General features: G+C 39.5%; 24 protein-coding genes. 18 read left to right on the forward strand and 6 right to left on the reverse strand.

What is annotated here, in order from left to right:
• The first annotated feature begins 115 nt into the window (after window positions 1-115).
• The 7 genes from GVV20_RS06285 (at window position 116) to GVV20_RS06315 (ending at window position 6,541) form a co-directional block, all read left to right on the forward strand.
• A complete protein-coding gene (locus tag GVV20_RS06285) occupies window positions 116-1,600 on the forward strand; it encodes an ATP-binding cassette domain-containing protein (RefSeq protein ID WP_159740001.1) in 1,485 nt (494 codons plus the stop codon).
• Window positions 1,601-1,635: 35 nt separating this feature from the next.
• Entirely contained in the window at window positions 1,636-1,917 is a 282-nt protein-coding gene (locus tag GVV20_RS06290) for a hypothetical protein (RefSeq protein WP_159740002.1), read from the forward strand.
• A 467-nt stretch (window positions 1,918-2,384) separates the two neighbouring features.
• Complete coding sequence (locus GVV20_RS06295) at window positions 2,385-3,530, forward strand: hypothetical protein (RefSeq protein ID WP_159740003.1); 1,146 nt, start codon at window positions 2,385-2,387, stop codon at window positions 3,528-3,530.
• Between the two features lie 229 nt (window positions 3,531-3,759).
• Entirely contained in the window at window positions 3,760-4,077 is a 318-nt protein-coding gene (locus GVV20_RS06300; protein WP_236261755.1) for a thiamine-binding protein, read from the forward strand.
• Window positions 4,049-4,810: an ABC transporter permease gene (locus tag GVV20_RS06305; RefSeq protein ID WP_201287496.1), complete on the forward strand. Its 762-nt coding sequence runs from the start codon at window positions 4,049-4,051 to the stop codon at window positions 4,808-4,810. Before GVV20_RS06300 ends, GVV20_RS06305 begins: the two co-directional genes overlap by 29 nt.
• Window positions 4,811-4,820: 10 nt before the next feature.
• Window positions 4,821-5,795 carry an ABC transporter substrate-binding protein gene (locus GVV20_RS06310; protein ID WP_159740005.1) on the forward strand — a complete coding sequence of 325 codons (975 nt, stop codon included), beginning with the start codon at window positions 4,821-4,823 and terminating at the stop codon, window positions 5,793-5,795.
• Entirely contained in the window at window positions 5,792-6,541 is a 750-nt protein-coding gene (locus tag GVV20_RS06315; protein WP_159740006.1) for an ABC transporter ATP-binding protein, read from the forward strand. Before GVV20_RS06310 ends, GVV20_RS06315 begins: the two co-directional genes overlap by 4 nt.
• 47 nt (window positions 6,542-6,588) lie before the next feature.
• Here the strand turns inward: GVV20_RS06315 and GVV20_RS06320 are convergent, their stop codons facing one another.
• Both GVV20_RS06320 and GVV20_RS06325 read right to left on the reverse strand, forming a co-directional pair.
• The gene (locus GVV20_RS06320; RefSeq protein ID WP_159740007.1) at window positions 6,589-7,035 is read right to left on the reverse strand and encodes a hypothetical protein; all 447 of its coding nucleotides are present in this window, start codon (window positions 7,033-7,035) and stop codon (window positions 6,589-6,591) included.
• Between the two features lie 153 nt (window positions 7,036-7,188).
• Complete coding sequence (locus tag GVV20_RS06325; RefSeq protein WP_159740008.1) at window positions 7,189-7,602, reverse strand: hypothetical protein; 414 nt, start codon at window positions 7,600-7,602, stop codon at window positions 7,189-7,191.
• 110 nt (window positions 7,603-7,712) lie between these two features.
• Here GVV20_RS06325 and GVV20_RS06330 point away from each other — a divergent pair, with 110 nt between their 5' ends.
• Window positions 7,713-8,267, forward strand: a complete 555-nt coding sequence (locus GVV20_RS06330; protein WP_159740009.1) for a DNA-3-methyladenine glycosylase I — start codon at window positions 7,713-7,715, stop codon at window positions 8,265-8,267.
• Window positions 8,268-8,284: 17 nt separating this feature from the next.
• Here the strand turns inward: GVV20_RS06330 and GVV20_RS06335 are convergent, their stop codons facing one another.
• Window positions 8,285-8,632, reverse strand: a complete 348-nt coding sequence (locus tag GVV20_RS06335) for a MazG nucleotide pyrophosphohydrolase domain-containing protein (RefSeq protein ID WP_159740010.1) — start codon at window positions 8,630-8,632, stop codon at window positions 8,285-8,287.
• Window positions 8,633-8,797: 165 nt separating this feature from the next.
• Between GVV20_RS06335 and GVV20_RS06340 the strand changes: the two genes are divergently transcribed.
• The 9 genes from GVV20_RS06340 to GVV20_RS06380 all read left to right on the forward strand — a co-directional run bounded on the left by GVV20_RS06340 (window position 8,798) and on the right by GVV20_RS06380 (window position 22,021).
• Window positions 8,798-10,129, forward strand: coding sequence for a Sapep family Mn(2+)-dependent dipeptidase (locus GVV20_RS06340; protein ID WP_159740011.1), 1,332 nt, complete (start codon window positions 8,798-8,800; stop codon window positions 10,127-10,129).
• A gap of 21 nt (window positions 10,130-10,150) precedes the next feature.
• On the forward strand, window positions 10,151-11,695 hold the full coding sequence (locus GVV20_RS06345) for a YfcC family protein (RefSeq protein ID WP_236261754.1): 1,545 nt from the start codon (window positions 10,151-10,153) through the stop codon (window positions 11,693-11,695).
• Between the two features lies 1 nt (window position 11,696).
• On the forward strand, window positions 11,697-12,206 hold the full coding sequence (locus GVV20_RS06350) for a GNAT family N-acetyltransferase (RefSeq protein WP_159740013.1): 510 nt from the start codon (window positions 11,697-11,699) through the stop codon (window positions 12,204-12,206).
• Between the two features lie 217 nt (window positions 12,207-12,423).
• Entirely contained in the window at window positions 12,424-13,257 is an 834-nt protein-coding gene (gene licT / locus GVV20_RS06355) for a BglG family transcription antiterminator LicT (protein ID WP_159740014.1), read from the forward strand.
• Between the two features lie 86 nt (window positions 13,258-13,343).
• Window positions 13,344-15,194 carry a beta-glucoside-specific PTS transporter subunit IIABC gene (locus GVV20_RS06360; protein ID WP_159740015.1) on the forward strand — a complete coding sequence of 617 codons (1,851 nt, stop codon included), beginning with the start codon at window positions 13,344-13,346 and terminating at the stop codon, window positions 15,192-15,194.
• 10 nt (window positions 15,195-15,204) lie between these two features.
• Window positions 15,205-16,629 carry a 6-phospho-beta-glucosidase gene (locus tag GVV20_RS06365; RefSeq protein ID WP_159740016.1) on the forward strand — a complete coding sequence of 475 codons (1,425 nt, stop codon included), beginning with the start codon at window positions 15,205-15,207 and terminating at the stop codon, window positions 16,627-16,629.
• Between the two features lie 436 nt (window positions 16,630-17,065).
• A complete protein-coding gene (locus tag GVV20_RS06370) occupies window positions 17,066-20,581 on the forward strand; it encodes an LPXTG cell wall anchor domain-containing protein (RefSeq protein ID WP_159812657.1) in 3,516 nt (1,171 codons plus the stop codon).
• Between the two features lie 88 nt (window positions 20,582-20,669).
• Entirely contained in the window at window positions 20,670-21,272 is a 603-nt protein-coding gene (locus GVV20_RS06375; RefSeq protein WP_159740018.1) for a hypothetical protein, read from the forward strand.
• A gap of 176 nt (window positions 21,273-21,448) precedes the next feature.
• Window positions 21,449-22,021, forward strand: coding sequence for a hypothetical protein (locus GVV20_RS06380; protein WP_159740019.1), 573 nt, complete (start codon window positions 21,449-21,451; stop codon window positions 22,019-22,021).
• Window positions 22,022-22,069: 48 nt separating this feature from the next.
• Here the strand turns inward: GVV20_RS06380 and GVV20_RS06385 are convergent, their stop codons facing one another.
• Both GVV20_RS06385 and GVV20_RS06390 read right to left on the reverse strand, forming a co-directional pair.
• Complete coding sequence (locus GVV20_RS06385; RefSeq protein ID WP_159740020.1) at window positions 22,070-22,978, reverse strand: permease prefix domain 1-containing protein; 909 nt, start codon at window positions 22,976-22,978, stop codon at window positions 22,070-22,072.
• Entirely contained in the window at window positions 22,965-23,312 is a 348-nt protein-coding gene (locus GVV20_RS06390; protein WP_159649522.1) for a PadR family transcriptional regulator, read from the reverse strand. The genes GVV20_RS06385 and GVV20_RS06390 overlap by 14 nt, the downstream gene beginning before the upstream one ends.
• A 139-nt stretch (window positions 23,313-23,451) precedes the next feature.
• Between GVV20_RS06390 and GVV20_RS06395 the strand changes: the two genes are divergently transcribed.
• Window positions 23,452-24,030 carry a hypothetical protein gene (locus GVV20_RS06395; protein WP_159740021.1) on the forward strand — a complete coding sequence of 193 codons (579 nt, stop codon included), beginning with the start codon at window positions 23,452-23,454 and terminating at the stop codon, window positions 24,028-24,030.
• Between the two features lie 19 nt (window positions 24,031-24,049).
• Here the strand turns inward: GVV20_RS06395 and GVV20_RS06400 are convergent, their stop codons facing one another.
• The gene (locus GVV20_RS06400) at window positions 24,050-24,877 is read right to left on the reverse strand and encodes a MerR family transcriptional regulator (protein WP_159740022.1); all 828 of its coding nucleotides are present in this window, start codon (window positions 24,875-24,877) and stop codon (window positions 24,050-24,052) included.
• Window positions 24,878-24,915: the final 38 nt, after the last annotated feature.

The raw sequence follows: 24,915 nt of genomic DNA on the forward strand, positions 1-24,915 counted from the left end.
TAAATTTGACATCTTAGAAAAAATTACGTAAGATAGCAATAACGAACGAAAGGCGGTGTGGCAATGTACAACTCATCCTATACAGCATAAATAATCAAAATAGGAGGAGTTTGCCATGCTAAATTTTAATATTGGTGTGAAGTCACCACAAGGGCGCCAACTAGTAGCGCCTTTTTCTATGTCCGTTCATGAGAACGAAAAAATTGCAATTATCGGAGAAGAAGGAAATGGGAAAAGTTTATTTCTAAAAGCCCTACTGAATCATCCGTCTTTAGATACTTTGGAAGTAACTCGAAGTGTATCATCGAAAGTTCTTTTCGGTTATGTATCCCAAGATATTGCAACCGAGGATCTTCTACGCTCAAGTAGAGACTACATCATTGAAGATCAATGGGAGCGTTATGAATCCTTTGGCTCGGTACATCAGGATTTATTACCGCATTTTTCGGAAGATGATTTTGATAGACCGTTACAAAGCCTTAGTGGTGGAGAACGTGTTCGGATTCAACTTATGAAAATTCTTGTGCAGGATGTTGATGTCTTTTTACTTGATGAGCCAACCAACGATTTGGATATTGAGACACTGATGTGGCTCGAATCATGGATTTTAAGTCAAAGTAAGCCGATTCTGTATATTTCTCATGATGTAAAACTACTAAAAAACACAGCAAATCGAGTCGTTCATTTTGAACAGACGCACCGAAAAACGCGATCACATATCACAGTCTTTGAGGGTACTTACGATGACTATGTGGAAACACGCAATCTGGAAATCGCAACGCACAACCATCAAGTTGAACGGGACCAAGCAGCACGTGCCAAACGATACGACCGTTGGTTACAATTATATCAAACAGTAGAACATCGCCAGCGGACACAAACCCGTCAAGATCCTGCAAAAGGGCGCTTGCTCAAGAAGAAAATGAAGACAATTAAATCTATGGAGCGTCGTTTTGACCGCGAAACACACGAAACGAAAATCGATACCGAATCTGCAATTTCCATACGTTTTGACAATCAAGAAAAAGTGCATCGTAAGAAAATTGCTGAAATTGACGTCGACGCACTTGAAGTTGCCGGCAAGACACTTGGTTATAATTTCTATCTGGATATTTATACACCAGATAAAATCGCGATTATTGGTCGAAATGGAATCGGAAAATCGAGTTTGTTGAAGCAGGTTTTCGAAAATCACGATGCAATGATGCACCAGGATTATCGTCTGAATCTAGACTTTGAAAAGTCGCCGATTGATAATTGTGTACGAGAAGGGTCGCGTGAGGAACGAGGTCTCATCACCAATCGCTTGGGAAGTTTAAAGTTCACCGAAACGGAAATGAATACGCCGATGCGCCTCCTTTCTGGAGGACAGAAAGCCAAAGTGTCATTGCTTAAGCTCGTGCTTCAAAAACCACAATTTATTATACTGGATGAACCAACACGAAACTTAAGTCCCCTTTCAGTTCATGAAATTTATAGTATGCTTCAAGGATTTCAAGGGGCTATACTTTGTGTAACCCATGACCGTTCCTTGATTGAGAACGTATTTGATACGGTCATTGTCATGACTGAAGATGGCTTTGAACCGGTGAGTGAGTAAAGTCGATAATCAATCAGTGAAGGAGAATCAAACAAATGAAAAAGAAACTTAGTGTATACGGATGTTACTTAATATTTGTTGGAGGACTCTATGGCATCGAACATGGTTTAGGATGGTTTGCGTTTAGTCACTATGCTGGAATAGCGATTAGTCTGGCACTTCTTATAACCCTGTTTACATCAGTGCCTTTATTCCATAACGATTTTGAAACTGTTGGAAGCATTGCTGATCGAGCAAAAGAAAGCGCACCAATTATGTCAATTGGTCTGGCCTTTGCATTGATCTTGCCGCTTATAATCTACCTATATTTCTCGTAAAAAAGCCGATTTAGTCGGTTTTTTTCAAATGACATTTGCGAGGTGATGAAGCAAGGTCAATTCAAACGACCCAAGCAACAACATAATCAACACAAGTCATCTTATGGGGAAAAAAAGATATAATAGAATTAAGCTAGAAAGGATGGATTTTGAAATGAATGTGGTACTTATGATGTATCATTCGCTTCTTGAATTTGTACGAAATATTGATCCAATTATCGTATTTACAATCAAAATATTGATAATTATCATTCTAATACAAACTGTCGTCTTTCTGCGAAAAATAAACAAGAAAATGCATCACCAATAAATGAGAAGGGCACAATAAAATGTGTCTTTTTAGTACAAACTATGCAACGCATAGAGCGAACAATTTCCAATTTTGGACTACTTGCCGATGATACAGGTTTGTCCTATTAACAATGTGGGTAAAGATTTGGTATAATTATAGAAAGGTGGTATGGCTTATGTGGGAAATTCTAGGAATCGATGCAACAACAGATATCGAACAAATCTTTGAGGCGTATGCTTCAAAAGTCGCAGAAAATGGCGAATCAGATGCATTAACGAAGGCATATGAAGATGCGCTGGTTTATGCAGAAGGCACTTCCGATACCCGATTTGACGATCTCATGCAAGAGTTGTCCTTGATGGATGTGAAGGAGCGATTTGCTTGGCAAAAATGGTTTGATGCACTTGACAGTTTGGAAGTGTATGAGCGTTTTGAAGATGTCGAAATCCTCAATACGTCACTTCAACGCGTAGATGTTCGCTTGATTCCAAGTGGGGTCATGTTTGAAATAATTTTGCCACATTTGCGAAAGATAGCACATTACAGTAATGAGAATGAATCTGAGTTAAAAATGACGATGGACCACTTCGAATCCTATGTCCGATTCCGTGAAGAAAGTCGTATTGGGTGGCGTGATCAGGGGAAAGCAAAACGCAAGAACCAGTCGAATGCGAAACACGTATGGTCTGTTATTCAGATGATTGTACAGTTTATTGGGTGGGTGACGGTATTCTTGTTGATATTTCAAATGTTGGGTATTTTCAATATCTTCGGTACGCGTCAAGATACGCGGAACCCTGAGCGAGAAATTACACCACCAACCAGTGAATTTGTACATTATGAAAGCCAGTTTTCTGATGCATTGGTTGAGGCAATTCAAGAAGGGGTACGCGATCAATCACTCCAAGCCCATCTTGACTTTGATACACTGAGCCGCTTAGAGACAAACTCATGTTTTGATAAAGATATCGACTATGATGCATGTGAAGGCGCGTTTTTGTTAGATCTTACAGAGCGCCAATATAAACGAATCATGGCGAATTCCTATCTTCAAGAAGGGTTGAATGATGATTTGTACGAAGCTTTTCCTGCTGAAAGTATCTACTATTATGAAACATATTATGATGAATTCGCGGACCTTCTCAAGAACAACAAATCGTATGCTTTAAATGACATTACACAAGGATTGCATCTCAATGAAGCACTCTATGATGAAGCATATCGTGCATATTCTGACGAAGTCTATGATGTCTTCTTCAAGCAACTTGTGCAGGAGAATCACAATATAAACCTACAAAGATTTACCAAGGATGCATTATAATCATTGACGTTAGAAATATAAAACGTATAATGAAGGCGTACAATTGAATCCATAAATACAAGGGGTGCCCGCAATAGCGGCTGAGACTAAACGCACGTTTTAAACCCTTAAACAGGAAGTCCTGTTTAGCACTTGATCCAGATAATACTGGCGGAAGGATGTATATCGTAGCTCGTTTATTAACGTATATACATATACCTCTTTTCGGAAATGAAAAGAGGTTTTTTTTATGAAAGATGGAGGATTTGCAATGAATGCAAGTATCGCAATACAAGTATTACCCCACGTAGATGGGAACCAAGAAGTAGTTCGAATCGTTGATGAAGTTATCGATTACATTAAAGGAACCGGTCTTCATTACACCGTTGGAGCATTTGAAACAGCGGTTGAAGGCGATTATGATACGTTAATGGAAATCGTAAAACAATCACAGATTATTGCACATCGTGCCGGGGCTGATAAAGTTTCAGCATACGTAAAAATCGTGTACGCACCTCAAGGTGAGATGCTCACAATTGATGAAAAAATTACGAAACACCAACAATAAGCGTTATGCGTTTATGTCGGTTGGTCTTGTCATAGTACTGTGGCAACTCATAGTATGGAGTGGTATTGTGCCCCAGTTCATGCTTCCAGGTCCCGCTTCGGTTATTATGGCATTGTATGAAGACCGTGCATTGTTATGGATGCATGCTCAAACAACCCTGCTAGAAGCCTTTCTGGGGCTTTTAGGGGGTGTTGGGTTGGGTGTCACATTAGCGTTACTGATGGATCGTTACGATCGCGTTTATCGTATGGTTTATCCGTTGATGATTCTCACGCAGACAGTCCCAACTGTCGCCGTTGCACCACTGCTTGTCTTATGGTTAGGTTATGGAATCTTACCGAAAATTGTACTCATCGTTTTAACATCATTTTTTCCAATGGCTATCGGTTGTTTCCAAGGCTTACAGGCTGTCGATCGAGACAGCATTCAACTCTTACGAAGTATGGGGGCGAATACAGTACAACAGTACCAGCACGTTCGGATTCCGGAAAGTATATCACCATTTTTTGCTAGTCTAAAAATTGCGGTTTCGTATGCAGTTGTTGGGGCTGTTATTGCGGAATGGCTCGGTGGAACCAGCGGACTGGGAGTCTATATGACACGTGTTCGAAAAGCCTATGCATTTGACAAAATGTTTGCAGTAATTGTGCTCATTTCACTATTAAGCCTACTCTTAATGGGGTTGGTCAATGTTTTGGAACGGAAAGCGATGCCGTGGAAAGATGTGGAATAAAGGAGATATTATGAAACGAATTGTAGTGAGTTTATTAGCGTTGCTAGTCTTAGCAGGATGTAGTACTTCCAAAGATACTCAGAAAGTGCGCTTTGTACTGGATTGGACACCCAATACTAACCACACAGGCCTATACGTAGCGCTTGAAAAAGGATACTTTGAAGAAGCAGGGATTGCGTTGGAAATAGTTCAACCGCCTGAGGATGGTGCTGTTGGTTTGGTTGCAGCTAAGGGCGCAGAATTCGGTGTCGGGTTCCAAGATACCTTGGCGCCAGTCTGGGCACGCCCAGAACCTTTACCAGTAACTGCAGTTGCAGCGATGATTCAGCATAACACATCTGGAATTGTCTCGTTGAAAGACAAAGGTATTGACCAACCATCTAAAATGGCGAATCATTCCTATGCGACATGGGATATTCCCGTTGAACAAGCAATCTTAAAATATGTAATTGAACAAGATGGCGGTTCATTTGACAGCGTCTCATTAATCCCAAATACCGTGACGGATGCTGTCAGTGCACTCCAAAGCAATGTCGATACAATTTGGATTTATCGCGGTTGGGATGGTATTGCTTTAGAAGTTGCGAACCAAGAGATAAACTACTTTGCATTCGCCGATTATGCGAAGGAATTGGATTTCTATAGCCCAGTAGTCATCGCAAATAACGATTATCTGAAAGATAATCCAGAGCAAGCGAAAGCATTTTTAGCAGCATTGGGTAAAGGATATCAGGACGCTGTTGCTAATCCTGAAGAAGCTGCACAAATTCTGATGAAACATGTCCCGGAATTAAAAAGCAATGAGGTGTTAATCATTGAAAGCCAAAAATATCTTGCGGGTGAGTATATGCGTGGCGAAGCGCAGTGGGGAAAATTTGATGCAAACCGTTGGAATGCTTTCTACAATTGGCTCGGTGAGAAGCAATTGATTGAGCAACCGATTCCTGCCGGATTTGGCTTTACGAATGATTTCCTTGCTTCATGAAACCACTTTTAGAAATTCGTAATCTTGGTAAGTCGTTTGGAACGCATACAGTCATTGCCGATGTAAACTTTGAAGTGTATCCAGAAGAGACGGTTGCTATTTTGGGGCAAAGTGGTGTTGGAAAATCAACACTCTTTCAAATTGTAGCGGGCTTAAGCAAACCGGATACAGGAGATGTGCTCCTTGAAGGTGAGTCTATTGTTGATAAACCCGGATCGCTTGCGTATATGCTCCAGAAAGATTTATTGTTAAATCATAAAACTGTGATGGAAAATGCAGCACTCCCTTTGACGATTCAGGGGATGGATAAAGCCGCTCGACACGCGAAGGTTATGCCATACTTGGACACCTTTGGACTTGCCCAAACAGAAAACAAGTACCCACGTCAATTATCAGGTGGGATGCGCCAAAGGGTTGCATTTCTACGTACTTATATGATGAACAAACCAATTATGTTACTGGATGAACCGTTTAGTGCATTAGATCCAATGACAAAATATCAAATCCATGAATGGTATCAGGATTTAAGTGATAAGTTTAAAATTACGACATTGTTTATTACCCATGATGTTGGAGAAGCAATTAAACTCTCTGATCGCATTTTGATTTTGAATGGAGCCCCTGGACGCATTCAGGAGACGCTTGAGATTGCATCGCTTAAAAAGAAGCACTCTGATTTTTTACAAACGGCTGCTTTTTTGGAATTGAAGGCATCCATTCAGGAAAACTTTATGATGAAACCATAACAGCTTATTGAACTCAAAAAAAGATGAACCCTAGGGCTCATCTTTTTTTAGATTATGACGCGGTTATTGATGCTAAGATGTAGAATTTCAGCTTGTTCCGCTGAACCATTCCATAGGAAAATCAGCTTGGAAATGTTTGGGCGACCCCGTTGTACGGGTTCTTTAATAATAACGGCCACTTTGTTTGGACCTTGATTTTCGAATTGCCACTGACTGCGGTCAGGAGCGGTAAATCCATAATCAGCAAACGTTTGAATTACAAACTCATCTTGAGTGAGACCACTGGTGGTTTCGACGGGTGTTTCTTGAGGCTCTTCAATGGGTTCTTCAACTACGACTTCTGGTTCTTTGATTTCTACCTTTTCTGGTTCTTGTTTGCCTTCCTTTGGTGTTTCCTTCTCTTGCGTGGGTGCTGTTTCATTGGGTACCGCTTCCTTTGCGCTACATCCATAAAGCAAAGCACTCACGACTAATAATACTAAAACGCGTTTCATAAATATCCTCATATCTTTCTTATGTATGCTTGTGATTGCACAAGAACATTCACTATACGTCCTTTCTGACATTAATCCTTAGTGTGTGCCCCAAGTGCGTGATTGATGTTCCAAAATAAAAAGACAGTACCGAAGTAGCTGCCTTTAAACCATCTACTGGTCAGTTCCAAACTTAACGGTGTTTGAGACCATGACATGAAGTAATTCTCCAGTCTGCATTTGATTATCCCAAAGGAATACAAGTTTGGAAATGTTAGGTTTTCCTTGACCAATATTCTCTTTAATAATGACCGCAACTTTTTGTGGTCCTTGTTGTTCTACAATCCATTGAGAACGGTCAGGCACCGTGTAGCCGTATTCTGCAAATGTATCGAGAATATAGGCATCTTGTGCCGAGATGGCATCGGTTTGAGGTTTATTTACATTCGCATCGTTTGAAGATGGGTTAACAGGAGTCTCTTGCTGCGGTTTTGGTTCTTGAGGTTTCGAATCATCAGCAGGGAAGTTCACACTAACACATCCCGTCAGCACGATTACAAACAATGCTAAGGTGAGTAGTTTTCGCATGATATTTGTCCTTTCTAAGAAGCCCTGGACATAGTGATACTATGATTCGACTATTCTTAAACTTTATCATATAATTAGATTTGAGAAAAAGGAACAACCCAGGAGGCATTATGAAACGCTGCACATGGTCGACACATTCGACAAATGAAATGGAATATCACGACACAGAATGGGGGAAGCCGAATCATGATGATCGCTACCTCTTTGAAATGTTGAATCTCGAGGGGCAACAAGCAGGATTAAGTTGGTCAACCATCCTAAACAAACGCGATACGATGCGCCAAGCATACGCAAACTTTGAACCATCGGCCCTGATTAAATTTACGGAAAATGATGTAGAAAGACTGCTTCAAGATGCTGGAGTGATTCGTCACCGTCTGAAAATTCAAGCGGTAATTCATAATGCACATGCGTATCACGATATTGTGGCAAAACATGGCAGTTTCAATGATTTTTTGTGGGCGTATGTGGATAACGCACCTGTTGAAAATGATGTCCAACATTATACGGACGTTCCAGCAGAAACGGAACTCTCGAAGCAAATCAGTAAAGATTTACGAAAATTAGGATTTAAATTTGTGGGACCAACAACTGTTTATGCATTTATGCAAGCCGTTGGTATGGTAAACGACCACGAAAATGATTGTGCATTTCGTCACCAATAAAAAATAGGTCGAAGAACCTATTTTTTTTCGTCTGTGGGTAATGTTTGTTTATTCATGTAGGCTTCATACCGTGCATCGAGTTTATCCACATGCATCTTAAAAATGTCTTCGAAAGACAAATCATAATGGTTCGCAATGACCATTAAGTTTCCGAGCACATCCCCAATTTCGGACGCTAATTCTGCTTTGAGGTCGGTATCTACAATATCGTGGTCTTCACGTCCTAATTCAATGGCTCGGACCGAACGGGCAACTTCTCCTGCTTCCTCAAACAAAAAAGTTACACGAATGAAAATATCCAAATCCGACCACCCACGTTTCTTATAGTAAGTATCGACCCATTGTTGAAATAATTCGACGTTCATATATATATCCTCCCATTCTTTTGGAAATTATAAATTAATTTTCGGATGAATAAAATAGTTAGGTGGTATTTTCACGAGAAACTGATGTCTTCGGTGTTGTTACGGGTCTAAGTTTGATACAATATAAACATAACTTAGCAAAAGTCTAAGCATATAGGAGGTATTATGGATTTAAGAAAAAAAATTGACGACATCTTTGCAGACTATCAAAGAGATTTAGGGCGTCTGGTTTCAATCCCTAGTGTCCTAGAAGAGGGCGGCGATGCACCGTTTGGCGCGAATATCCAACGTGCATTAGAAGAAGTATTAAAAATTTCTGAAGAACTCGGATTTAGAACATTCATAGATCCCAATGGATACTATGGCTATGCTGAAATTGGTGATGGTCCGGAAATGTTCGGTGTTCTTGGACACATGGATGTTGTGCCAGCGGGTGATGTAAAAGCTTGGGATTCGAATCCATTTGAGTTAGTAGAGAAAGATGGATTCTTAGTTGGACGTGGTTCGTCTGATGATAAAGGACCAACTCTTGCAGCTATGTATGCGCTTAAGACTTTATTAAATGAAGGAAAAGAACTTAACCAACGTGTTCGTTTTATTTTTGGAACGGATGAAGAATCACTATGGCGTTGTATGAACGCATATGTTGAGAAAGAGGAACTCCCAACTAAAGGGTTTACACCAGATTCGGGATTCCCACTCATTTATGCAGAAAAAGGCTTAATTGAATTTATGTTGTATTCGCATCAAATGTCTGATGTTCGTCTCGAAGGTGGTGGAGCCCTTAATGCTGTACCGTCACAAGCAACAACCGACTACGATGCCAATGTTGCTGCTGCATTGGATGAATTAGGATATACCTATACAGTTGATGGCAATGATTTAACGGTTGAAGGAATGGCAATTCACGCTAAGGATGCAGACAAAGGTAAAAACGCAATTGTTTATTTAGCTGAAGGGTTGCACAAAGCAGGTAAAACAAATGACATGATTCGTTTTATTGTAGAAAAAATGTCCAATCCTAATGGAACCCTTGTCTTTGGTGAAGTTGAAGATGATGTATCAGGAAAACTCATGTTAAATGTTGGGAAAGTAAGTTTCCGCGAAAACGTACAACAAATTGGAATTGACATTCGATTCCCAGTAACTTATCCCGTGGAAAACGTCAAAGAACTTTTAACAAAAGATGCACACAAGTATGAAATTGTCGTTGAATTGTACGATTACTTGAAATCAATCTATGTTGAGAAAGAATCAGATTACATTCAATCACTGATGAAAGCATACCAAGATGTAACCGGTGATACGGTATCACAACCAATTACAAGTGGTGGTGCAACGTATGCCCGCGCGATGGATAATGTCGTTGCGTATGGTGCTTTACTACCAACAGGGTTAAAAACAGAACATCAAGTCAATGAACGTATTAGTATTGAGGATATGAAAATAGCAATGCATGTCTATGCACAAGCATTCCTAAACATCGTTATCAAATAACACTGAACGGGGGAAATATTGATGGAGAAGAAAAAGAAATTTTCAATGCCGAGTTCCTATACAATTGTTTTTATTGCATTGGTAATTACGGCAGCATTAAGTTATTTTATTCCACAATCAGTATTCGATAAGCAATCAGGAGACATTATCTTTGATGCAATTCGAGGACCACAAGGTGAAATTCTTCAAGGACAAGGAATGCAACCTTTTGGACTGTGGGATGTCTTAATGGCACCAATTAAAGGATTCCAATCCGCAAGTGATGTCGCGATTGGAATTCTATCAGCAGGAGGGTTCTTAGCTGTCTTGAATCATGTCGGCGCACTTGAAGCTGGAATTGGAAGCCTATTATCAAAATTTAAAGGAAATGTATTGATTGCAATCATGATGTTTGTGTTTGCAGTTCTGGGTACATCTTTTGGATTTTGGGAAGAAATAACTGCCTTCGCAGTCGTAATTATTCCAATGTTCGTCCTGGCTGGCTATGATGTTATGACAGGATTGGCAGTTCTCTTTATTGGGGCGTCCATCGGGAATATGGCAAGTTTGGTTAACCCATTTTCCACCGGTGCTGCGGTAGCGGCAATCGGAAACCCAGATCTTTCAATTGGATCGGGAATTGTCTTACGATCAATTATCTTTGCAGCATTGTATGTTGTGGGAACAATCATGGTAATTGGATATGCATCTAAAGTAAAAAAAGACCCAAGTAAGTCAATTACGGCAGACTTGGAAAACGTCAATACACTCGTTGATGCGAAAGAAACATTACCTGAATTTACGACACGTCGAAAATGGTCGGCATTCGTCTTAATCATGGTTGTAATTATTGTTATTTTGGGATATTTCCCTTGGGCCGATCTTTTAGGACAAGGCGTTTCGGATGCGATTAACGCACCATTTACGATGCTTGCGAAAGTCCCAGTTCTAGGCGATATTTTAGGAGCTGGCAATATTACACCCTTAGGAACTTGGGGTTTTGATGAATTCGCCTTCCTCTTCTTAATGGGGGCATTCTTACTCAAGTTAATCAATGGTTTGGGTGAAATGGAATTTATCAACAAATTTATTGAAGGAATGAAAGATCTCTTTGGAGTTGTTGTGGTCCTTGCGATTGCCCGAGGCATTGCAATCATCATGGGTAGCTCAACTGAGGGGATGTCGATTACCTTTATTTACTGGATATCCAACGCACTCTCGAGTGTTCCATTATGGGTGTTTGGAATCTTTGCAATTGCTGCATACGTCTTAATTGGAATTTTCTTGCAATCCACAAGTGGTGTTGCGGGAATCTCAATGCCCATCTTGGGAGCTGTTGCAGCCGCACTCTTTACATCAAATGTCATCGGTGCTGAAGGTGGTCAAATTATTCTGATTTCTGCCTTTGTTGCAGGGGTTAACTTTATGTCCGGTGTCTATCCGGGAGCAACCTTGATGGGGACCCTGGAACTTGTTAATATCCCATATGACAAATATTTGAAGTTTACATTGAAAATACTAGGAACATTATTATTCGTCGCTGCAGTAATTATTGCAGTCGCACCATATATAGGAATCGTACGATAACATGAACATTACATATAAAAAATTTACACAAGAAGATATACCGTTTTATTACGCATGGCGTAATGATCCAGAGGTCGCACAATATGACCAAAGTGGATTCTTACGTCCAATGTCATTTGAAGAAGTCGAAGAGTGGAGTCAAATCCTCGTTAATGGCATGACTTACACTGTTCTGGCAGATGAAAAGCCAATTGGAACAGTAGCATTCATGAATCTTGATCAAAGAAACCGTCATGCAGAGCTTGCTATTGTAATTGGTGATAAAAACTATTGGGGTCAAGGACTTGGTCCACAATTGATGAAACAACAACTAGAATGGGGATTTAATGGTTTAAACTTAAACCGCCTCTATCTTCATGTTTTTTCATTCAACGAGCGTGCTCAAAAATTGTATAAAAAAATGGGATTCCAACACGAAGGAACGAAACGTGAAATGCTCTTCCGTGATGGAAAATACCAAGACGTTGAAGTTTATGGCCTCTTACGCCGAGAGTGGGAAGCTCAACGCTAAGAATTGAAAAGTCTCTTCTAACTTAGAAGGGACTTTTTTTGGCTAATGGTTGGTTTAAACGTAGTGTTTTGATTGCAAATAATGACTGCCTAAGTTGTTTGAAATCAATTCTTGCAAACACTTACATTGACAAGTTAAGCACGTTATGTTAATTTTGAGGCAGGATTGTTACCACTTGGGCTATACCTACACACTGTAAAGTAAAGAGGAAATGCGTATGATCATTGTAAAAGTTATCAACAATAATCTCGTGATTTCTGAAAATGATGACAAACAAGAAGTGATTCTTATGGGAAAAGGACTCGGCTATCAAAAAAAGATAGGCGATGTCGTAGATGAATCGACCATAGAAAAAAGATTCGTTAGTGGTGAAACAGCTAATACAAATAAATTAGTGACACTACTCGCTGAAATTCCTCATGAACAAATTGCCGTAGCAACAGAAATTATCAGTTTTGCTAAGGTATCGTTAGGGAAGACATTAAGCGATAGTATCTTCATTACGCTAACCGATCATATTAATCATGCAATTGAACGTCATCAAAATGGCTTAGCACTAAAAAACGCACTATTGTGGGAAATTAAGCGCTTTTATAATCATGAATTCCTAATAGGAAAAGAAGCTGTAAACATTATCCACCAACGACTCAATATTACACTCAATGAAGATGAAGCAGGGTTTATTGCCTTACACATTGTGAATGCTGAGTTGGATTTAGATCGTGTAAGTCAGGTTTCGGAAATGACTGAAGTCATTCAGAATATTCTGAATATTGTTAAGTATTACTACAAAATTGAGTTAGACGAATACTCGTTAAATTATGAGCGGTTTGTTACCCACTTGAAATTTTTTGTACAACGATTGATGAGCGGTGTCTCATTAGAAGATGAAAACGATCAATTCATCACTATCTTGAAGGATAAGTACACAGAAGCTTACTCTTGTGCACTCAAAATTCGGGATTACATCCTTAAGAATTTCAACCGTGATTTGACAGAGAATGAAATGATTTATCTCACGATACATATTCATCGTGTGACGACACAATAAAATAGGATTGTTACCTTAAGAGGGCTAGACCGTTATAAATTGTAAATTTATGAGGGTCTTTTTATGCTTAAAAGAAGGAGAAACGTATGAACTACGAAAAGCTCGCACAAACTGTGATTGAAAACGTTGGTGGCGAACAAAATATTTCTGGGTTGGTCCATTGTGCAACCCGTCTTCGATTCAATCTTGATGACGAAGCAAAAGCAAACACAGAAGTTTTAAAAGCAACTCCTGGTGTCATGGGAGTTGTCTCAAAGGGTGGTCAATTTCAAGTCATTATTGGAAGTGACGTTGGAAATGTTTATAAAGAAATTACAAATCAAATTGATATCCAGAATGGGGCACCAAAACCGAAAGATGGTCAATCAAAAGTTAGTCTTGTAATTGATACCATCACAGGTATTTTTACACCGATATTACCCGCAATTACTGCTGCTGGAATGATTAAGGCAATCTTATCACTTTTAATTGTCTTCAAAGTTATGACAGCACAAGATCAGTCATATCAAGTTTTAAGTTTTATGGCAGATGCTGCATTCTACTTCTTGCCAATATTACTTGCTGCTTCGGCTGCAAGAAAATTTAACACGAATATGTACTTGGCAATGATGCTGGGTGGTGTATTATTACACCCTAACTTTATAGCGATGACAAAGACAGCGGCTGAAACTGGTGGGATTCATTTCTTGGGAATGCCGATTGCTGCAGTATCGTATGCATCATCCGTAATTCCAATCATTCTCACGGTTTGGTTAATGTCTTTTGTAGAACCTGTTGCAGATAAGGTTTCGCCCAAATCAATAAAATTCTTCACGAAACCATTAATCACAATTTTAGTGGTTGCGACAGCTTCATTAGTCGTGATTGGACCATTTGGTTATGCTGTGAGTGATGCAATTTCAAACGGAATTAAGTACCTCGAAAGTTTCAGTCCATGGTTAGTGCCGCTCATTGTTGGTGGATTTACACCGCTTCTTGTTGCAACTGGTACACACTATGGCTTAATACCAATTGGTATTAATAACCGTATGACGAATGGTTATGACACTGTGGTTTATCCAGGGATGCTTGCATCAAATGTGGGACAAGGTGCTGCCGCATTAGCGGTGGCGTTAAAAAGTAAAAAATCAGAAGTGAAGCAACTTGCATCCTCTGCAGGATTAACTGCTATTTTAGGAATTACAGAACCAGCATTGTATGGTGTTAACTTACGTTTTAAAACACCTTTATATGCAGCAATGATTGGTGGTGGAGTTGGTGGTTTCTTTATGGGAGTTATGGGAACGCGTAACTTTACTGGGGGATCTCCTGGCTTGATTACACTGCCAAGTTATATTGGAGATGATACTTTGGTTCATTTCTATTCCGCAATTGCTGGGGCTGCAATAAGTATCATAATTTCATTTGTTGTTTCATATATATTGTATAAAGATGAAGTAACAGAAACACCGGTAATGACACCTGAAATAAATGCCGATGCACTTCATGATACTCTGGTCGCACCGATGGACGGTCGCAGTGTTGCACTAAGTACAGTTAATGATGCCATGTTTTCCCAGGAAATTTTGGGGCAAGGGGTCGGAATTATCCCAAGTTCAAACGAAGTCTATGCCCCCGTAGCTGGTGTGGTTAGCGCTGTCTTTGAAACGAAACATGCCATTGGAATAACCGATGATGCAGGTGTAGAGATATTGATTCACGTAGGTATTGATACAGTACAAATGGGCGGATCAGGATTTGCCTATCACGTTGAAAAAGATGCCAGAATCGAAAAAGGAGATCATCTCATGTCCTTAAGCATTGAAGCCATTCAAGAGCACGGGTATGACCCGACAACAATGATGGTTATTACGAATTCAGACAGCCTAGGAGATATCCTTGTTACAACAGATCGTGAAGTGCATGTTGGTGACGCATTAATAAAAATAGTAAAGTAGGTAAAGATATATGACATTTCCAAAAGATTTTCTATGGGGTGGCGCGACGGCTGCCAATCAGTCAGAAGGTGCGTATAATTTAGATGGTCGAGGTCTCGCGAATGTCGATGTAATTCCACATGGAGAGAAACGTCGTGCTGTTATGACGGGGAAACTTCCGATGTTTGATTTTGAACCGGATTTATACTACCCAGCTCAAGGTGCAGTGGATATGTACCATCATTACGAAGAAGATATTAAGTATTTTGCAGAAATGGGATTTAAAATATTCCGCTTATCGATTGCGTGGAGTCGTATTTTTCCTAAAGGTGATGAATTAGAACCCAATGAAGCGGGCCTTGCTTATTACCAACGTGTTTTTGAAACCTGCAAACGGTACAATATCGAACCATTAGTGACTATTACGCATTTTGATGTACCAATGCACCTCGTCACGACATATGGTTCGTGGAGAAATCGAAAAATGATTGAGTTTTATGAACGTCTCTGCCGTGTTCTATTCACACGATTTAAAGATTTAGTAACACATTGGTTGACGTTTAACGAAATTAATATGATTCTTCATGCACCTTTCTTAGCTGCAGGTCTCACATTCTCGGAAGGAGAAAATGAAATTGAGATTAAATATCAAGCAGTACACCATCAACTTGTAGCGAGTGCGCTTGCCACAAAAATTGCTCATGAAGTGAATCCCAAAAATAAAGTTGGTTGTATGCTCGCTGCGGGGCTTTATTATCCGTTCAAATGCCATCCGAATGATGTAGCGGAAGCGCAACGTATGAATCGTCAAAATTATGCCTTTATTGATGTTCAGTCACGTGGGGAGTATCCAAGCTATTTATTAAAATCATGGGAGCGTGATGGTGTTAATGTGGTGATGGATTCAGACGATGCCGCAATTTTAAAAACATATACTGTCGATTTTATTTCGTTCTCCTATTATGCTTCGCGTGTCGCTACTGCAGATCCAAATGCCGGTGAGCGAACTCAGGGAAACTTACTCCCAACAATTCGTAATCCGCATCTTGAGGTCTCAGAATGGGGTTGGCAGATTGATCCACTTGGATTCCGTTCAACGATGAATGAATTGTATGACCGTTATCAAAAACCGTTATTTGTGGTAGAGAATGGTTTAGGAGCACAAGATATTCCAGATGCTAATGGTTACGTCAAGGACGATTACCGTATCGCATATCTTGCGAAGCATATTGATGCTATGCGTGATGCGATTGAGCTTGATGGAGTTGACGTTATGGGTTACACCACATGGGGTTGCATTGATTTTGTTTCCGCAAGTACCGGTGAAATGAAAAAAAGATATGGATTTATATATGTTGATCGTGATAATACAGGGAAGGGAACACTTCAAAGAACCCCGAAAGCATCATTTGAATGGTATAAAAAAGTAATAGCAACAAATGGTGAACATCTTTGAACCGATAAATTGAAACGCTCATTCTTAACTGTAGTGCATCGTATAGATGCGAAAATCAAGGGCCTATTAACCAAGACGTGTCGCAAAGAGATGTCCATACAATTAGAGTTAGAACCATCATCGTAGAAATATGATGATGGTTCTTTTTGTTTCTACGGCTAACCTTTAAACCATAGTGTCTTCTCTATCTCTTATTCTGTCCAACGCTAAACCTCGAATCATGATAATCTCGTAACAACACTAGAATATGAAGAACCATTATTTTGTACACAAACAAAGGGTAAAAAAAAGGAGATTAATCAAAATATCACACTATTTAATAAAATGTCATATGGGTCATAAAATCTTCATTTTGGAACATCATGAACAAAATATGAAGATTAACTTGATAGTCTAAACTTATACCCACATGACCAGTGGAAGAGAGGACATAGATATGAGGAAAGTAGTGAAGAATACGCTGACAGCACTCCTTGTTATGGGAGTCGCTGCCGGATCACTTCGTGTTTATGCTGATGATAGAGGAACAACCCAACCCATAACATCGGTAACGAAGACACAACAAGAGCAAACAGAAATACTGAATGACCCTGAATTTGAGGATATTGTGGAGGTCCCTGAGCAAAAAATTGATGCTTCAAAAGCTAATATTCAGGACGAGACGCAACAAAATAATGACATTGTGAAGCCTGTGTCGCATCAAGCTCGTGTTCAAGTGCTTGCAGATAGTCAGACATTAGAAGTTGGTAAAACAGCATCGTATCGCATTGTAGTTGGTGTTGACGGGGCAAATGAGATTATTCCTAATCTTGATCTTATAATTCAGCTACCAAACGTAGTAGATGGTACTGCAGTTCAGTTTAATCAGAACTTAGAAACCCTTGCATTACGCGACGTCATTCCAAGTTATGACGCTAATACGAATCAGTTGCATTATCACCTTACAAATCTTTCAGGTGGTTTTGATACAACCCTGATGCTTAAACTTGAAACAGAAAATGGAAGTGCCTTAAATGGTCAACAGTTATTGGTTCAAGCAATAATTAGCGGCGATACTATTGCGGAAATAAGTAGCGACGCATCCATTGAATTAGTCGCAAATCAAAATGCTTCGATTAGTAATAAGCTGCGTGGAATTATGGTAAATGATATTCCTGTAGACCGTTCAAGTATTCGCTATTTAGATGAAGCAATTTTTGATGTGGGATTTTCAATCAATAAATTCGAAACAGGTACTGTTGCACCAGATACAACTGATATGATTCGTTTTAGTTATACCTTACCTGAGGGCGTTGATTACGTTCGTGATTCAAGTGGCAAAACACCCACAATTAATGGTAAGACAATCACATGGGAGTTCGATGCTACAACGAATGTAGATGCAGAGTATTACTTCAATGTGAACTTTAACATCATTACTAAAGTATCAGGAAACCTAACTTTATTTAGTACTGTTGATACGATTGCAGCATCGGATGTTAAGTTTATCGATGGTAGTTCGAAAAATTTCCAAACGAAAGCAAGTGTCATGATTTCACCTAACTTTGAGTATGTTCCGGATGCACTCTTTGGTGGTGGCCCATTAACATCTGTTTTTAGTGGTCCTGCTGATAGTTTTGGTGGTGTAGGATGGATCAATAATGATGATCCAAGTGTGACAGATGGCGCAACCTTGGGTTGGCGTTTATACTTAAGTTCATTGGATGCGACCAGTCCAATTCACGGACTCAATAGTTATGATGCGTTCTTTATGCCAGATCAAGCATTAAACGTTACACAAATTTATACTGGAAAATTCTACCAACGTCCATCAAGTGTTTTCCCTGCGGGAATTCCAGCTGAAGAAGATGTCTTCTTTTCCTTAAGTTTCCGTTACGCTGGCGAGACGGAATGGCAACGTTCGATTGCAGAACTAAAACAAGAACGTTATTACTATGCTGATGAAATGGGAATTGATCCAAATAGAAAAGTATCCGAGATATGGTTCCATTTCCATGATGGCGAAAACAATATCTTTGCAGACAGTGTCGATTTCGTTCAAGAGACAATGTTTAAGATTCCAACGGGATTGACAAACATGAACTTAACGGTTTTCACAACCATTGATGAAGGTTATGTTGGTCCAGTCCAATCCAATGCTGGAATTGCATACTCTGGCTGGTACCCACAAAAAGAAGACCTAACAAACTCCTATCGTACAGATCAGCAATCAAAATATGTACCTACTGATTTAAAAGACAAGTATTATTCAGATATTAACAGTCAATATGAATCACGCTTAGCACCAAAAACGGCGCAAGTTGTAACTGCACCAGAAGGAATTACCCGTTTTATTAAGTCTAATATTACGTTTAATGAAAAACAATCCAACCTCGTCAATCAAGGGGATAATTTTATCCGTCTGGAAATCAACAATGATGCAGCATCCACACAAACGATGACGGGACCATTCTCAACATATGCGTTAGTCGATCATGGCGTTGAAATCCTTGACTTGGATACGATTACCAATGCAACGGTTACTGTTGCAGACACGAACTATCAAAACTCAAACCGGACATTGCTGAAAATTGATTTAAATGTTGAGCGTTTAGAAATTAATCGACGCGCAATTGTAAGAATTCCGGTTCGTATCAGTGAAAATGCTCCGAATACGATCAATGTTCAAATGTTTGGTTATTTAAATGAAACGTTCTCCGTATCGGATGTTTCGAATACAGATGGCTCGTTTACAATTCGTACAACGGATAGCCATGATTTCGATGGTGATAATGATTTCGATGAATATGTCTATTCAACCAAAAACACATTTACCTACCGTAATGCTTATGACTTTGTAGCAACAGCAACTGCTCATGATAATCTTTCAGTAACGATGCATCCGAATACCATGCAGACCTTTGATCTAACAGTCTTTAATGAAAAGGATACACCATTCTCAAGTTTAGAGTTGATTGGGGTCTTACCACGCATTAACGATACATTTGTAACAAATGATGAACATCGAAATTCAGTCTTTGACGTCTACTTAACAGGACCAATTCGATTACCAGAAGGGTATGAGTCATTGTTTGATGTTTCTTATTCGACATCACAAGAACCGCTGATTGAAGGGGTTCTCGATATCAATACAGATCCAGAGTTGATGCCGATGACATATCCAACAGAGGTGGATGATCAACCATGGTTATCAGAATCTGAAGTGACTGATTTTGAAGCAATCAAATCATTCAAAATCAGTATTAAAAAAGATGGCGGGTCAATTCATGAAGCATCACTACAATTTAAAATGGATGCACATATCAATGCGCCAAACCTTACAGGTGATGAAGCACTTGCAGACCGTATCGCATTCTTCAGCTTTGGTATCGCAGCAAACCAATCAAACATTTTTGAAACACAATCTGTGTCGGTGATTTATGAGAAAACACCAGTATATACGATTGCGGGTCGTGATGTTGAAATGTATTTAAGTGATGTAAATCAACTAATTGCTGATCAAACCTTTAATGATAAACTTCTTGAATCCATTAATCCAATCGTCACTAAAAATGATGAAATCGTGGTAGATCCGATGGTGGTCGCAACGATTCTTGACGAACCTGTAAATTACGCACCAGGAACGTACACAGTAAACCTGAGCTACTACGATACACTCCGTAGTGCACTCGCCGAGACAACTGTAGTCTTGACAATCTTGGATGATCCAGCTGAGCCAATCGAACCAACAGAGCCAACAGAGCCAACTGAACCAACTGAACCAACTGAACCAACTGAACCAACTGAACCAACTGAACCAACTGAACCTACAGATCCAGTCGATAAAGAAGAAACACTACCAAGTACGGGTGTTTCGGAAAACCGTATCGGTTATGCATTGGCTGTAGCGGGTCTTGGAATGAGTATTGTAGCTGGTTTAAGACGAAAACGTGAAAGAAACACGTCCCATTAGATAATTTGTAGAAATATATCACCCTGAAGCAATCGTGTCTTATATGCAGACCGTTGCTTTAGGGTGATTGTATGAAAGAGGAGGCAATATGAAGAAAAAAGCAGGGTGGATACTTGCCCTAATGATGTTTGTGCTTATTGGATGTACTTCCAAAAATGTTGGGTACGCCATCGCGGAAAGCATGAATACAGATGACTTACGTACAATTCTTAACGATAGTTCGATAACACCTAATGTTGGAATTCTTGATACAGAATCACTTCAAGATGTCTATGAAGAACTGGCATTTGAAATCGACAGTTTCAACCGTGAATTACAACTCATGGAAAGTGAGGATTTCGATGAACTTGAGGGTGAATTATTGCAAGATGTATTTGCTACACTAGCAATATATGCACAAACGATTGTTGATTTGATGGATGAAGACACAGCGTTCAATGCGTATTATCTTGGCGATGATCGAGATGTGGAATCGATTTACGGGATTTCAGTACTCGTCTTCTCTAAGCCCATCAATATCGATTCGGAATTGGTTGAGTTTATGAATGAACTTGCCAACGAGGAGATTGGCGAAGCAGTGTATGTCAATGACAAGATTTTAGTGATTGCAGAGTCTGATTATATTTCGGACATCGATCAATTCTTAAAATTGGCGGAGCAAGCTGTCACCAAACATGTGAAGGCATCATAAACCCCATTCGTATCAAATAATATTCTTAAAAAAGATGCGATTACGCGTCTTTTTCTTTGCAGTTACTTCAAGGGAAACCTCAAATGATGTGCTTTCTGCTATGCTATACTTAACTTGCCGCTTGCGTAATGGTTCAAAGCATGCTGAAGTGTACAGATTAATGGGGGAACGAAACAATGGGGTTTTTAGTGAGTATCGGGATATTAGTTCTATTTATTATTGTGATAAGTATGTTATTTAACGGTGTTGTATTGGGAGTGCATTCTTTAATCTTAAATAATGAATTGGTGGAAGATTTGGCGAATAAATTGAATCGTTTTGTGAGTTCTCGCAAACACCTCATCAGTTTTAGTCTTTTGGTGTTGTCTGGATTTGGGGTACGCCAAGTGACCATTTACTATCTGTTTTCAGGTGTATATTTCTGGTTTGTTATTTTTACTTTTGGACTTCTGTTGCCACTCTATATTGCGCCTATTAGTGCAATGTTCCTCCCTAATGTAAAAAAAGAGTATAAATATTGGAGTTGGTTTTCCAAGTTTTATTGGAACGTCATTGGTTCAAGTTCGTTATTGTGGGGTTTACTGATGCTAATCGACACGAGTACTAAGATATATGCGGACGAAAGTGGTGGAACATTTCACTATGGCAATCACAGTTTAAAAATACTTGGAGGCCTGTGTCTTATCATAGTGTCAATGTATGTTGCAACGTCACTGGCGGGGCGTAAACGGACTGCATCTCAGCATTAAAAAAGTAGACAGAATATTTCTGTCTACTTTTAATTATGATAATGTAGGCTACTCAGCTTTGGTGAAGATAGCTTCAATCAAGGTCATGAGAAGGGCAACGACAGGAAACATAATCCATCCTATCGCAAAGAAATCGTGATTCATGAGTCCAATCCCGACATAGACCATTGCTGTTAGTCCCATGAGTGCACCTGTAATCTTACCGAATTTCTTTTCTTGTGCGGTTGTGTGCATGGTATCACCATGATTTTCAGGATTTAAGAATCGGCTCGGCATTTCGGCTTTGATGGGCACTGAGATAAGGAAGAAAACGCCGATTGCAACAAACATCAACATTCCTACGCCAGATAAGTTGTCATTAATGCCAAGTTCTTCCATCACAATCGTGCTAAGAACTCCCAGTAAAATTATTGCGATACCACTTGGTATTGCCGCAATCATTTGCTTTTTATAGGGTTTTTTAAAGGCGTTCACGCGTTCTCTGTCGTGGGGTGTAAGTTCAGATCCAGTGATTTCAATATTGCCTAAACGAAGCCCGTAAACGATAAATAACGAGACACCAATAATCACTGCAGTCAAGAAGACAACATATCCGATAATTTCAAGATGCAAATACTCGAAGAGTGGAAAGAGTGCCGTTCCGACAATAATAGTTGAGACACCACCAGCAATTGCCGTTGCAAATTTAGGAATGAACTTTAAATAGGTATCTACAGTTCTTGAATCAAACGCATCAAGAGATGGTTCTTCCAAATTGAGTGCTTCTTTTAGATCATCAATCGAACCAAATTCACCAATTACTCTTCCGATTGCGGTTGCTTCCTCCATCCCTTCCTGGCGGTACTGCTCATATTTCGTTTCCATCGAATCTAGAATGTTGGCTTTAATGCCGAGGACTTCGTGTGTTTGAGGTAATGATTTAAACATTACGTCTACATAATCTCTAATTTGTTGCATAATCCTTCTCCTTTGTGTTTGTAAAGATATCAATGACTTCTTTTACCAGTTCCCATTCCGCTTGCTTTTCTTTGAAGTATTGCTGACCGGCATCGGTAATTCGGTAGTATGTACGAATGCGCCCCTTTGTTTCATCGCCTTCGTACGAGGCAATATAGTCGTTTTTTTCCAATCGCGTAAATGTTGAGTAAAGTGTTGTTTCTTTGATGACATATTTCCCTTGACTCATGGTGGCGATATTTTGTCCAATTTCATACCCGTAGGAATCCCCCTTAAGTAAGATATAGAGAACGATCGTATCATTGTAACCACGAATAACATCACTACTAATCATGTTGGCCTCCTTTACTTCATCTGTCGTAGTAATCGTAGCACAAAGTACTACGACAGGTAAAGTACTTTGGGGAAATTAGTGATAAAAGGTGCAAAAAGAGGCTGTTTACGATAGAATATAATGGGAAAAGGGGAAGAATATGAAAAAATCTATTATAAGTGTCCTACTTGTGACACTCCTATTATTTGTAAGTGGTTGTACTCAAACCGGTGATAGTTATAAAATTGCCCGAACAATGAATACGGATGCATATACAGCAATTGTCGCGGATAAAGTGAAACAAAATGTGGGAATCCTTGATGGTCAATCTGTCATTGATGCCTATAAAGAAGCATCATCAAGCCTTGATGACATCTACATGGAGTTGGATGATGAAATGATTGAAGAAGGTTTGGATTATGTTTTCGCAGCAATGGGCTACTATTATGAAACAGTCTACCAACTACTCAGTCAAGATTCTAAATTTGAAGCCGTGTATTTGGGTGATGATTCAAACCAAAATTCAATTGACGGGGTTACAGTGCTTAAATTTACCGAAGCGCCAGAAATTGAACCAGAGCTTATCGAAATCATGAATGATATCGCACGTGAAGAAATAGGTGAAGCTGTGTATGTCCAAGGAAACTATATGGTAGTCGTGAATGCAGAATACATTAATGATGTTGATGCATTTTTAGCACTTGCAAAAACTGGTGTTGCATCAGTAATCAAAAAATAACCTCTGTGAGGTTATTTTTTCAATCAAGATTGGGATAATTGAGAATGCGGATGGAGAGTTCGACGACAAAATCATCGACACTCGAAACGGTAATTTCGCTAAGAAGTAAATCTTCGTAAAAATATGCATCCAAATCGAGATTGTGTGCTTGTGCAAAATCTAAAATGGCGTCATAGCCGCGGTATAGCGTTTCAAAATCACCATGATGGTAGTAAGTGATATAGTGACCCTCAGGTTTGCGTGTGAGGTTTGGTGTTGTGTCGGGATCTAATGCAATAAAGTAAAAATATGAATGATTGCGATAATTACCGTCCTTAATATCTTCCAAGCTCGTTATTGTTCCAATCGAGTTCGCAAATGTCATGTTTTGTTCTTGCGCAAATTGGGTATATTCGGAAACGAAACTGTGACGACTTCGAGTCGGAGAGGGACTGCTTTGAACTAACCATTCCTCTGGTAGATATGAAATGGATGGCGTATTTGCTCGTGATTTATCGGCTGTATCAAGATTCGCTAAGGTACGATCGATGTACCGTTGGCTGAGTTCAAGGCGATGGATATGATCTTGAAGTGATTGTCTACGTTGGGCTAGTAAGTCCGTTAGGTGTTGCGGAGAACGATGATCCAGATAATCTTGAATTTCACTCAACGACATCCCCATTTCTTTAAAAAAAGAAATAACAGAAAAGGCGTAATACTGGTGATATGCATAGTATCGATAGCCATTTTCAGCAATGACTTCGGGCTTAAAAATTCCGATTTCATCATAGTAAAATAAAACATGTTTCGGGACACCGGCTAACTTGGCAAATTGTCCTGTTGTTAATTTATCATTAATTCTATTCATAATGTATTAATCTCCTTGACTATAAGGTTACCTTATAC

Origin of the sequence: Erysipelothrix aquatica (assembly GCF_009828775.2) — a bacterium.
Lineage (GTDB): Bacteria > Bacillota_I > Bacilli_A > Erysipelotrichales > Erysipelotrichaceae > Erysipelothrix > Erysipelothrix aquatica.

Excerpts from the sequence above, each read along its gene's own strand:
- GVV20_RS06285 (WP_159740001.1), top strand. The coding sequence starts at position 116 with ATGCTAAATTTTAATATTGGTGTGAAGTCACCACAAGGGCGCCAACTA.
- GVV20_RS06290 (WP_159740002.1), top strand. The coding sequence starts at position 1,636 with ATGAAAAAGAAACTTAGTGTATACGGATGTTACTTAATATTTGTTGGA.
- GVV20_RS06295 (WP_159740003.1), top strand. The coding sequence starts at position 2,385 with ATGTGGGAAATTCTAGGAATCGATGCAACAACAGATATCGAACAAATC.
- GVV20_RS06300 (WP_236261755.1), top strand. The coding sequence starts at position 3,760 with ATGAAAGATGGAGGATTTGCAATGAATGCAAGTATCGCAATACAAGTA.
- GVV20_RS06305 (WP_201287496.1), top strand. The coding sequence starts at position 4,049 with ATGAAAAAATTACGAAACACCAACAATAAGCGTTATGCGTTTATGTCG.
- GVV20_RS06310 (WP_159740005.1), top strand. The coding sequence starts at position 4,821 with ATGAAACGAATTGTAGTGAGTTTATTAGCGTTGCTAGTCTTAGCAGGA.
- GVV20_RS06315 (WP_159740006.1), top strand. The coding sequence starts at position 5,792 with ATGAAACCACTTTTAGAAATTCGTAATCTTGGTAAGTCGTTTGGAACG.
- GVV20_RS06320 (WP_159740007.1), bottom strand. The coding sequence starts at position 7,035 with ATGAAACGCGTTTTAGTATTATTAGTCGTGAGTGCTTTGCTTTATGGA.
- GVV20_RS06325 (WP_159740008.1), bottom strand. The coding sequence starts at position 7,602 with ATGCGAAAACTACTCACCTTAGCATTGTTTGTAATCGTGCTGACGGGA.
- GVV20_RS06330 (WP_159740009.1), top strand. The coding sequence starts at position 7,713 with ATGAAACGCTGCACATGGTCGACACATTCGACAAATGAAATGGAATAT.
- GVV20_RS06335 (WP_159740010.1), bottom strand. The coding sequence starts at position 8,632 with ATGAACGTCGAATTATTTCAACAATGGGTCGATACTTACTATAAGAAA.
- GVV20_RS06340 (WP_159740011.1), top strand. The coding sequence starts at position 8,798 with ATGGATTTAAGAAAAAAAATTGACGACATCTTTGCAGACTATCAAAGA.
- GVV20_RS06345 (WP_236261754.1), top strand. The coding sequence starts at position 10,151 with ATGGAGAAGAAAAAGAAATTTTCAATGCCGAGTTCCTATACAATTGTT.
- GVV20_RS06350 (WP_159740013.1), top strand. The coding sequence starts at position 11,697 with ATGAACATTACATATAAAAAATTTACACAAGAAGATATACCGTTTTAT.
- licT (WP_159740014.1), top strand. The coding sequence starts at position 12,424 with ATGATCATTGTAAAAGTTATCAACAATAATCTCGTGATTTCTGAAAAT.
- GVV20_RS06360 (WP_159740015.1), top strand. The coding sequence starts at position 13,344 with ATGAACTACGAAAAGCTCGCACAAACTGTGATTGAAAACGTTGGTGGC.
- GVV20_RS06365 (WP_159740016.1), top strand. The coding sequence starts at position 15,205 with ATGACATTTCCAAAAGATTTTCTATGGGGTGGCGCGACGGCTGCCAAT.
- GVV20_RS06370 (WP_159812657.1), top strand. The coding sequence starts at position 17,066 with ATGAGGAAAGTAGTGAAGAATACGCTGACAGCACTCCTTGTTATGGGA.
- GVV20_RS06375 (WP_159740018.1), top strand. The coding sequence starts at position 20,670 with ATGAAGAAAAAAGCAGGGTGGATACTTGCCCTAATGATGTTTGTGCTT.
- GVV20_RS06380 (WP_159740019.1), top strand. The coding sequence starts at position 21,449 with ATGGGGTTTTTAGTGAGTATCGGGATATTAGTTCTATTTATTATTGTG.
- GVV20_RS06385 (WP_159740020.1), bottom strand. The coding sequence starts at position 22,978 with ATGCAACAAATTAGAGATTATGTAGACGTAATGTTTAAATCATTACCT.
- GVV20_RS06390 (WP_159649522.1), bottom strand. The coding sequence starts at position 23,312 with ATGATTAGTAGTGATGTTATTCGTGGTTACAATGATACGATCGTTCTC.
- GVV20_RS06395 (WP_159740021.1), top strand. The coding sequence starts at position 23,452 with ATGAAAAAATCTATTATAAGTGTCCTACTTGTGACACTCCTATTATTT.
- GVV20_RS06400 (WP_159740022.1), bottom strand. The coding sequence starts at position 24,877 with ATGAATAGAATTAATGATAAATTAACAACAGGACAATTTGCCAAGTTA.